Below are 9857 nucleotides of genomic sequence, written 5' to 3'. Positions count from 1 at the left end.
CCCAAGGGAACGCTTCCAGAGTTATGAGACGGCGATTAAGTCAGGGGTGATGTCACCGAATGAAGCCCGTGAACGGGAGGGCTTATCGCCGCGTGAAGGGGGTGATGAATTCAGCCAGGCATGGAAGCAAACCGTCGAAATCAAAACACCAACCAGTAAGGGGGATGAATGAACCAGCCAGAAATCAGTCTTGATGAAGTCAAACTTCATTGCCGTATTGATGGGGACTTTGACGATGCAATCTTGGCTGTCTATGCCGATGCTGCTTTGGAAGCCTGTCAGCAACATATCGGCAAGCGCTTTGATGAGGGCTTGGCCTTTACGCCAGCAATCAAGGTGGGCTGTCTGATGTATGTCAGCCTGTTATATGAACATCGGGAAATGGTCAACAGAGAGGAATTAAAAGAAGTGCCGTTTACCATCAAGTCCCTGTGGTCTGTCTATCGTGATATCGGAGTCTACTAATGCCTTGGCAACCTTTGAAACGTTGTACCTATCCCGGCTGCAAACAGCGGGTAAAGTCTGGCCGATGTGATGAACACAGACGGGAAGTCCGGCGTAGGCAGGACAACAAGCGAGGTTCAAGGCGTGAGCGCGGCTATACCCCGGCATGGGATAAATACCGTCTGCAATTCCTGAAAGCTAACCCGTTATGCGTTCATTGCCTTAAGTTGGGTATCTACGCCCCGGCAACCATTGTGGATCACATCATCCCCATTGACGGCGGCAGTGATGTGCTGTTCTGGCCTGACTTCAATCACCAGCCCTTATGCAATAGCTGCCATAGTCGAAAGACAGTCACGACTGACCCCACGACGAAAGAGAAACGAAAACAGGGACACTATCGGGAACAGGAAGAACGAGCGGCAAAGCGTCGGGGCTGGTTAGTGGCAGAATGAAACCATCACATCAAGATTAGGTATTGATAACAAAGAAAATGGTTTCACATGAAATGATTGGGGTGGGGGAGTAAAAAATGACAAATACCCCCTCCGTGGCACCATCGCCGTCCTCAAATTTTTATGCACGGTACTTTTTTAGATAGCAGTAATTTCATAGGAATCAAAACATTATGGCAAGGGCACCTAAACCCCCTGTTTACTTAAACGCTATCGCCGCCGATCAATGGAAATCGAAAGCGAAACTGTTAAATGAGCGTGACGACCTCAGCCCGGCAGACTGGAACAACTTAGAGCTGTATTGCGTCAATTATGCGATCTACCGTAAGGCCATTGAAGATATTGAACGGCGCGGGTTTGCGGTGGAAGGTTCACGCGGCGCGGCGACCAGTAACCCGTCATTAAAAGCCAAGGCTGATGCAGAAAAAATCATGATTAAAATGTCCTCCCTGCTGGGCTTTGATCCGGTATCACGGCGTAGAAACCCGGTGGAAACGGAGGCAGAGGACGAATTAGATCGCTTATGAACGTATGGGAACAGTACGCCCTTGATATCCAAAACGGCACCATTCCGGCCTGCAACCGTCTGAAACAGGCGGTGAAACGCTACTATAACGACCTGAATAACCCTCTTTATACGTTTGATAGCGGGGTTGTCGAGCGTTTTATTGGCTTCTCCCGCCTCTGTCCGCACGTCAAAGGCCACTTGCGCGGTCAGCCCATTGCCTTAGCGCCGTGGCAGCTAACCTGTTCGGCTTCAAAGTGAAAGCGACGGGGCGCAGGAAATACCGCAGTGCTTATATTCAGGTGCCGCGCAAAAATGCGAAATCCACCGTGGCCGCAATACTGGCGAACTGGTTTCTGGTGATGGAACCGGGGCAGCAGGATATTTACACCGCTGCCGTCAGCCGGGATCAGGCGCGTATTGTGTTTGATGATGCCCGCCAGATGAGCCTGTTATCTAAGCCCCTGAAAAAGCGGGTAGCCATCCAGCAACATAAAGTGACCTACACGAAGAACAATAGCCTGTTAAAGCCACTGGCTGCCAAAGCCTCAACGATTGAGGGCACCAATCCCAGTCTGGCCATTGTTGATGAGTACCACTTGCACCCCGATAACGCCGTGTATTCTGCCCTTGAATTGGGCATGGGCGCCCGTCCCGAAGGGCTCCTGTTTGCCATCACTACGGCGGGCAGTAACGTGATATCGGCCTGTAAGCAGCATTATGATTATTGCTGTCAGATACTGGACGGGGAAGAGCAGAATGAATCGCTGTTTGCCCTGATCTACGAACTGGACGACGAGAACGAGATTGATGATGAAGCACTTTGGGTTAAGGCCAATCCCAACCTGAATATCTCCGTAGACAGTGCATCACTGCATGACACCATCCAGAAAGCGCGTGGCATTCCCTCACAATGGACAGAGATGTTAACCAAACGCTTTAATATCTGGTGTCAGGGCGAAACCCCGTGGATGGGCGAAGGGGCTTGGAACGCCTGCCTGAGTGATTACGATGAAAACGATCTTAAGGGGCTGGAGTGCTACGCCGGATTAGATTTGTCTTCAACGGGGGATATCACCAGCATTTGCTACACCTTCCCCGTGGCTAAATCTGCCGAAGTATTCGTTAACCGCAAGGTCATTCGTCACAACGGCGATCCGGTGCTCGCATGGGCAATGTCCAATGTGGTGATGGAAACCGACGCAAACGCCAATATCAAGCCGAACAAGAAGAAGTCTGCGAACAAGATAGACCCCGCGATTGCGTTCCTGATGAGTTTTGGTACGTGGCAGATAGAACATGAGGACTTTGCTTTCAGTTTGTCAGATGAACAGAAGCAGCGCCTTAAGGCGTTTAATGGGATATAACGCAAAAAGTTAAGCGGTTTTACTGATTCGCTTATTGAACCCAATAAAACAATTCGTTAAAGTAGCCCCGCCATTGGCAAAATCCAGTGGTAAGGTTTCGCAGCCTTGAATATAACGTCCCACTGGTAGGAAATTTCTACCAGTGTGCTTGCTATCACCTTTTCAATGGTGGTTCAGGCAGGGGAGGCTTCGGTCTCGCCGGTTGGACGTTACCGGTACTGCGAACCCTGTTTGAATCACCACCATCAATTTTATCAATTAATGGAAGGGGTAGCAGGAATGAACAACGTTAAAAATGACTGGCATCAAGCCGATATTATTGCTGCATTACGTAAACGTGGTACAACGCTTGCCGCAGTCTCCCGCGAAGCTGGATTAAGTTCTTCTACATTAGCAAATGTGTTATCACGTCCTTGGCCTAAAGGGGAATGGATCGTTGCTAATTTTCTTAACATTCACCCGTCTGAAATTTGGCCTAGCCGTTATTTTGATATGAACGGTAACCTTATAGAACGCAAAGTTCGAGATAAGTCAGCAAAATAATTATTCTAATACCGAAAAACATCAGGGAAATAGTCACCTCGTCTAATTACTCGCTGTATTATTGGCTTTGATGAGGTGGCACAATGGGCTAGCTATCATCACAATCATTCAATAAAACTCCCGACGAAATTCGTCACAACCTTCGATAGCCCATAACGTTAAGCGTAGTGACCTCACGTCATTGATTGTGACATATCTGAGCACGGCTCAGAACCGTGATTAATTCCATGAACCACAAAAACATCTCAATTTATCCTTGTGGGGTAATCCGTTGCCCCACACTTCACGTCCTCTTTAGCCTCCATTTACGCTTTTTAAGATGCTATAACAGCACTGACTTTGTTACTATGCTTTGTCGTGTTTTAGTGCTCGTGCAATGAATTGTGGGGTAATATGTGGGGTAATAAAATGATTTTTCCTCCTTATATAGAACTAAAACTTATTAAAAATCAACAGGAAATAAATTAATGCTAAGTTATCGCCACAGTTTCCATGCCGGCAACCATGCTGATGTGTTAAAGCACATCGTGCAAAGCCTGATCATTGAATCACTTAAAGTAAAAGAAAAACCTTTCCTGTATCTGGATACTCACTCTGGCGCAGGCCGTTATCAATTGAGTGGGGAACATGCTGAACGTACGGGAGAGTATCTGGAAGGGATTGCCCGTATTTGGCAACGTGATGATATCCCCGAAGAATTGGCGGCGTACTTGGATGCTGTGAAAGCGCTGAATCCACACGGTTCTTTACGCTATTACCCGGGTTCCCCGCTGATTGCGCGTCACTTATTGCGGGAGCAGGATGAGCTTAATCTGAGTGAATTGCATTCCAGTGATTTTCCTTTGCTACGTACGGAATTCTCCCGCGACAGGCGTACCCGTGTCTTGCGGGAAGATGGTTTCCAGCAGTTAAAATCAAAATTGCCGCCAAAATATCGTCGTGGCTTTGTGCTGATCGATCCATCTTATGAGTTGAAATCGGATTATCGGAATGTCGTTCAAGGCATTCAGGAAGGGTATAAGCGCTTTGCCACCGGCACTTATGCGTTGTGGTATCCCGTTGTTCTGCGTCAACAGATTAAACGCTTGGTGAAGGAGCTTGAAGCAACAGGTATCCGCAATATTTTAAAAATTGAACTTGGTGTGCGGCCTGACAGCGATCAACGGGGTATGACAGCATCCGGCATGATCGTCATTAATCCTCCGTGGAAATTAGAGCAGCAGATGAAAGCAATATTGCCGTGGCTGCATCAGGTACTGGTTCCTGAAGGGATAGGGCATACATCAGTAGAGTGGATTGTCCCTGAATAAGCAAGGGTTCAGCATAGCGTCTAATATCTGTCATTACCTCTGGGTGCGTTATCACCCGATAGCTGTAGCCTATGGTAATAAGAGTTAGAATCGTCCCGCATCAGTGATAACTTTTTGTAATAATAGACGTCAGGTTAAACCTTAGCAGTAACTTAATTGATGAGACGGAAGTGACCTAAGATGAGTAAACATTACGATTATATTGCAATTGGTGGCGGCAGTGGTGGTATTGCTTCCATTAACCGTGCAGCCATGTATGGGCAGAAATGTGCCCTGATTGAAGCAAAAGCATTAGGTGGAACCTGTGTTAATGTGGGCTGTGTACCAAAGAAAGTGATGTGGCATGCTGCTCAAGTTGCGGAATCTATTCATCAATATGGCCCCGATTATGGTTTTGATACCACCGTCAATCATTTTGACTGGAAGAAGCTGATTGCCAGCCGTACTGCTTATATTGATCGTATCCATCAATCGTATGAGCGCGTATTGGGTAACAATAAGGTGGATGTCATTCAAGGATTTGCCCGTTTTGTTGATGCGCATACGGTTGAGGTTAATGGTGAAAAAATCACGGCTGACCATATCCTGATTGCAACAGGGGGGCGTCCAGTACGTCCGGCTATTCCTGGCGCGGAATATGGCATTGATTCAGATGGTTTTTTCGAGCTTAATGAAATGCCAAAGCGGGTTGCTGTGGTGGGTGCTGGCTATATTGCCGTTGAAATCGCCGGAGTTTTGAAGGCACTGGGCAGTGAAACGCATCTCTTTGTCCGTCAACATGCACCCTTGCGCGCTTTCGACCCTATGATTGTGGAAACCCTATTGGAAGTCATCAAAAACGAAGGGCCGATACTGCATACGGAAGCCGTATTACACGCTGTGATTAAAAACAGTGATGGCAGCCTGACGGTTAAGTTGCGAGATGGTCGGGAGCAGGTGGTTGATACGCTGATCTGGGCAATTGGGCGTGAACCGATGACGGATAATCTGAATCTGGCCGCGACGGGTGTTGAACTGAATGAGAAAGGTTATATTCAGGTCGATAAATATCAGAACACGAATGTGACCGGGGTTTATGCGGTGGGTGATAACACGGGGGCGGTGGAGTTGACGCCGGTTGCGATTGCGGCAGGGCGTCGTTTGTCAGAGCGGCTGTTTAATAACAAACCTGAAGAGCATCTGGATTACACCAATATTCCAACCGTGGTATTCAGCCATCCGCCAATTGGCGTTGTGGGTCTGACGGAGCCACAGGCAAAGGCTCAGTTTGGTGAAGATCAGGTTAAGGTTTATACCTCGTCATTTACTGCAATGTATACCGCTGTGACGCAACACCGTCAGCCATGTCGTATGAAGCTGGTCTGCATGGGAGCCAATGAGAAGATAGTGGGTATCCACGGTATCGGCTTTGGCATGGATGAGATGTTGCAAGGTTTTGCGGTGGCGCTGAAAATGGGCGCAACGAAGAAGGATTTTGATAATACAGTTGCGATCCATCCGACGGCGGCGGAAGAGTTTGTTACTATGAGGGGTTAATGTAGAAAACCCACCTACACACGTTCTTACTGTAGAAAAACTGATAGGCCGGAGCCTCGTTCTCTGGCCTTCATTTATCGACTCATCGATACACAGCCTCTTCTAACACGTTTATTACCCCATTACGAGTTTTGGCCCGTTAGCTCAACCGAAAATTTCCACTCCTGCTGCCATACAAATTCTTATCTATTTGCCTATGTTTGGCCTTACCAGAAATCGACTAACAATGTATGGGTATACAGTCATATTTAAATTTAGATATTTTTGTATGATTTTAAGACGAAATTAGTGCGCACTAACTCCATCTTCAATAGGTAAAACTCTATAAAATCAATTGACTATAGTGGACAATCTTTAGTTCATAGGTTTGTAAAACGCACATGCGCGTTTTTCCAGATGGTGTATTTGGCAGAAAGCTGATAAGTTCTTTGCATACAGATAGTTAACCGCGTGCATTTTCACTGGTCCAACGAGGTAAACGCGCATGCGCATGAATAAAATGTTAGCCCATTGAGAAGTTGCGATAGTGGAAAGTTCAAAAAAGAGCATCATCACCCCAGTTCCATTGGGCTTGATACCAAGCTACAGAAGTTACTGGGCAACACATTTTTTTAGTATTTTGCAATGCCTAGATCAGCATAAAAATTTAGAGTTTTCCCCTCGCCGCCTAGATTTATATCCAGTCTATACTTTGGCGATCTTGCGAGGCTGCTTGCCATTAAATTTCTTCAATCAGATCGAGCGATACATCGAGAATTGGGGTGTTCAATATTTTCTCTCAAATTTTTTCAATCAAAAACTTGGCGGGAATGTTGTTGAAGAGTTGATTTCAAGAATTGAGAGAGCCTACAACGTTAGCTTTGACAAGAGTCTTGATTACTTTTCGTTTCATGTGTCAGGCAACGATTCAAATCTATCTTCGAAGCTTAGGGAACGGTTTTCCGAGGTCTTTCCAAGTTGTTTAAATGGTCAATTTGCTACCGTGGATGCCCTGATCGCTCAATCAGATCTTTGCCTGATTTTATCAAATTCACAAAATATCAAAGTTGGCTTGTTCGGGGAGGTCGAGGGAATATATGGCAACAAGCTTCGGACCGAGAGCTATTGGGGGAAAAAGCAAGATTTCTGTATATTCGGCATTGGTGTCGTGGATGGAAGTCAAAAGGTTGTTTATTTTGAAGAGGGTTTTTTCAATGGGATATATAGAATTAACCTTTTTTTTGAGAGGTCAAATTTTGTTGTTGCTGATTATAAAATTGCGCTTGGCGCAATTAAAAGGCTATTTCTTGAGGGGCCAAGCGCAATTTTTCACTCACGAGATGAAGAGTTTGAGTTTTTCATAAATAGGATAAAGCTTCACTGGAACTCAAACATGAATGAGCTCATGGATGAATTGAAATTGTACATCTCGCCTGAGGATGTGGTCGGATTCAATGGGGGCGTATTGGAAATAGTCACTGACTTGCAATCTGCTCCAAAGGCCTAACAATTCATTCAAACCGACGCAGCTTCGCAGCGCGGCTTAATTTTGGCGTTAATCCATAGAAATTTTTATTCGAAACTGACGAGTTAGAGTTAATGCTTTAACTCGAAAATGTCCCAACCTGAGCTACAGCTAGAATGATACTTTAGTACTCAGCTGTAGCTAGGCTCAGGTCGGGTGGCTGCGGCCAGTGTGGACCCCTTAATATTCCAAAAAACTTTCACATGTGAAAGTTCTAACAGCGTTCTCTAATCACAGCAAGCGCTCAAACTGCCCAAATTGGTACATTACAGGCCTTAGGATCTTGATAGCAGTAGCAGATACTGGATGAACCAACAGTTATTACAAAGTTCATCCCGTGGCTTACTTGATCAAATCAGACGACGTTCATATAGGTGGTGAAATCATCACTGAAACGGACCCTATAGAGTTTCTGAATGGCCGAAATCTAGGGTCATTGCCTACTATTTATGACCAAAACTGGGGATATGTCGCACCAGTAAACCACTGGTTCATTCATCTTAAAGCGAACAAACGACTTGAAAATCTAAGTTCCTACGCAAGAGCGCTTTTGCATTATTGGAATTTTCTAGAATCAGAAAATTTAATCTGGGATGTCTTCCCATTAGCAAAAGGTTTAAAGCCTACATATCGATATAGAAATGACAAACTTCTCAAGAGTGTTAAAGCTGGTGAGCTCGCATACTCAACTGCCAACACGTATATGACACATGTCGTCCAGTTTTATTTATGGGCAGCACATGAACGTTATTACCACATCAACGAGAAACACAAACCCTTCGAAATCGAATTTGTAAGAATACAGAGAAGCGACATGCTGGCTCATATGATGCCTAAATTTCTGGTCCAAACTACAGACTTGCGCATCAGAACGCCGAGGGATGCAACCAGTAAGAATATTCGGGGGCTAAAGCCCTTAACTCAAATTGCACTCACTCATTTAGCTCTACATTTACGTAATGTGCCTTGCGAATTTAGGCTGATCTGTTTGCTCGCAGCTCAATCCGGCTTACGTATCCAAGAAGCGTCAGGATTGACTTTGGCCGCACTAGAACAATCGGTTCAACGCTCAGGTTCTATAACTCATTTCGAGCTAACAATAGGACCAAGTAATGGTGTACCTACAAAATACAATAAAACTCGAACTATTGAGATAACAAGCCGCCTTTTATCAGATTTGAAAACTTATGCCATTAGTGAGCGACGAATGTGCCGACTTGACAAACTTCTTAGCAGAATTGAGTTACACAAAGGCATCAATGACATAAAAAAATCCCACTCTGTTCATCTCTCAAAGGAAAAACTCGACGCCCTGACCACAGCCCAGCGATACGAACCATTATTTATTAGCCAACAAGGTAATCCATACGACCCAAACACAATAGGCTCTCGCTTTGGAGAAGTTCGCCGCTCAATAATTAAGTCAGGAATACGATTTGAGCATAAGTTTCATGATCTTAGATGTAGTTATGCAACCTACCGACTACATAGCCTACTTGAAGCAGGTATTGAGCCTGCGAATGCACTGAGCTTACTGATGGGGTGGATGGGACATAAGAATGAATCCACGACATGGAAGTACTTGCAGTACCTCAAAAGAAAAGAAGCGTTAAAAGAGAAGATATCTGTACTAGACAGCATTATGCACCAAGCATTAGAGGAAGCTAATGAGCAAGACGTTGAAATTAATAGCCCCCTGGGTTGAACATCTTTGTATTCCCATACGAAACGGGGCAAACGCACATACACTCTTAGACTTTAATCGATTCAGGTATCGTGGGGTTCCTAAAACACATGAAATAAAGCAGGGAAATGTTCAGCTATTAGACCGTGATGATATAGCACAGAGAATGTTCATCGCCATTACAGGCAAAGAAGATGCATCACCAGCGACTAAAGGCAACATATTTCTAGCCGCGAGAAGGCACTTTGCATTTTGTGATTCACAAACGCCACCACTTTCGCCGCTATCGGAAATGGCATATGTCAAAGAGTTAGAATATAACTCCATCCGTCAGCGACGAGGAGAAATAAAGGATATAGCAGAATCATAATACTGTGTCATAATACCCAAATTCCAATGACAAGGCAGAGTTGAAATGGGTTACAGTCTCGATTTCCGAAAAAGAGTTTTGGCATACAAAGACAAGCATTCGTTGACGTTCGAACAAACGAGTGCCCACTTTGAGATCG

Annotated in this window: 9 protein-coding genes and 3 pseudogenes; all 12 read left to right on the top strand. The window is 45.3% G+C overall.

Annotated features, from left to right (window positions below; genetic code table 11):
- A pseudogene (locus PSI17_RS14825) lies at positions 1 to 172 on the top strand (phage portal protein); the annotation flags it as partial.
- Entirely contained in the window at positions 169 to 465 is a 297-nt protein-coding gene (locus tag PSI17_RS14820; protein WP_273552709.1) for a head-tail connector protein, read from the top strand. The pseudogene PSI17_RS14825 and the gene PSI17_RS14820, both read left to right, overlap by 4 nt.
- Complete coding sequence (locus tag PSI17_RS14815) at positions 465 to 899, top strand: HNH endonuclease (protein ID WP_273552708.1); 435 nt, start codon at positions 465 to 467, stop codon at positions 897 to 899. Before PSI17_RS14820 ends, PSI17_RS14815 begins: the two co-directional genes overlap by 1 nt.
- A 173-nt stretch (positions 900 to 1072) precedes the next feature.
- On the top strand, positions 1073 to 1426 hold the full coding sequence (locus PSI17_RS14810) for a phage terminase small subunit P27 family (RefSeq protein WP_273552707.1): 354 nt from the start codon (positions 1073 to 1075) through the stop codon (positions 1424 to 1426).
- Positions 1423 to 2771, top strand: a pseudogene (locus PSI17_RS14805) (terminase large subunit). The gene PSI17_RS14810 and the pseudogene PSI17_RS14805 overlap by 4 nt, the downstream one beginning before the upstream one ends.
- 279 nt (positions 2772 to 3050) lie before the next feature.
- Entirely contained in the window at positions 3051 to 3314 is a 264-nt protein-coding gene (locus tag PSI17_RS14800; RefSeq protein WP_273552710.1) for a helix-turn-helix domain-containing protein, read from the top strand.
- Between the two features lie 467 nt (positions 3315 to 3781).
- A complete protein-coding gene (locus tag PSI17_RS14795; protein ID WP_273552706.1) occupies positions 3782 to 4624 on the top strand; it encodes a 23S rRNA (adenine(2030)-N(6))-methyltransferase RlmJ in 843 nt (280 codons plus the stop codon).
- A gap of 180 nt (positions 4625 to 4804) precedes the next feature.
- Positions 4805 to 6160, top strand: coding sequence for a glutathione-disulfide reductase (gene gorA / locus PSI17_RS14790; RefSeq protein ID WP_273552705.1), 1356 nt, complete (start codon positions 4805 to 4807; stop codon positions 6158 to 6160).
- A 526-nt stretch (positions 6161 to 6686) separates the two neighbouring features.
- A complete protein-coding gene (locus tag PSI17_RS14785; RefSeq protein ID WP_273552704.1) occupies positions 6687 to 7646 on the top strand; it encodes a hypothetical protein in 960 nt (319 codons plus the stop codon).
- Positions 7647 to 8001: 355 nt separating this feature from the next.
- Positions 8002 to 9369: a site-specific integrase gene (locus PSI17_RS14780; RefSeq protein WP_273552703.1), complete on the top strand. Its 1368-nt coding sequence runs from the start codon at positions 8002 to 8004 to the stop codon at positions 9367 to 9369.
- A complete protein-coding gene (locus PSI17_RS14775; RefSeq protein ID WP_273552702.1) occupies positions 9332 to 9718 on the top strand; it encodes a hypothetical protein in 387 nt (128 codons plus the stop codon). The genes PSI17_RS14780 and PSI17_RS14775 overlap by 38 nt, the downstream gene beginning before the upstream one ends.
- 45 nt (positions 9719 to 9763) lie before the next feature.
- Positions 9764 to 9857, top strand: a pseudogene (locus PSI17_RS17345) (IS630 transposase-related protein); the annotation flags it as partial.

The organism is Xenorhabdus sp. IM139775 (assembly GCF_028598745.1).
Taxonomy (GTDB): Bacteria; Pseudomonadota; Gammaproteobacteria; order Enterobacterales; family Enterobacteriaceae; genus Xenorhabdus.
Note: the sequence above shows the minus strand (reverse complement) of the source record. Positions and strands in the feature narration are given on the sequence as shown.

Coding starts and splice junctions, on each gene's coding strand:
- PSI17_RS14820 (WP_273552709.1), top strand. CDS start 169: ATGAACCAGCCAGAAATCAGTCTTGATGAAGTCAAACTTCATTGCCGT.
- PSI17_RS14815 (WP_273552708.1), top strand. CDS start 465: ATGCCTTGGCAACCTTTGAAACGTTGTACCTATCCCGGCTGCAAACAG.
- PSI17_RS14810 (WP_273552707.1), top strand. CDS start 1,073: ATGGCAAGGGCACCTAAACCCCCTGTTTACTTAAACGCTATCGCCGCC.
- PSI17_RS14800 (WP_273552710.1), top strand. CDS start 3,051: ATGAACAACGTTAAAAATGACTGGCATCAAGCCGATATTATTGCTGCA.
- PSI17_RS14795 (WP_273552706.1), top strand. CDS start 3,782: ATGCTAAGTTATCGCCACAGTTTCCATGCCGGCAACCATGCTGATGTG.
- gorA (WP_273552705.1), top strand. CDS start 4,805: ATGAGTAAACATTACGATTATATTGCAATTGGTGGCGGCAGTGGTGGT.
- PSI17_RS14775 (WP_273552702.1), top strand. CDS start 9,332: ATGAGCAAGACGTTGAAATTAATAGCCCCCTGGGTTGAACATCTTTGT.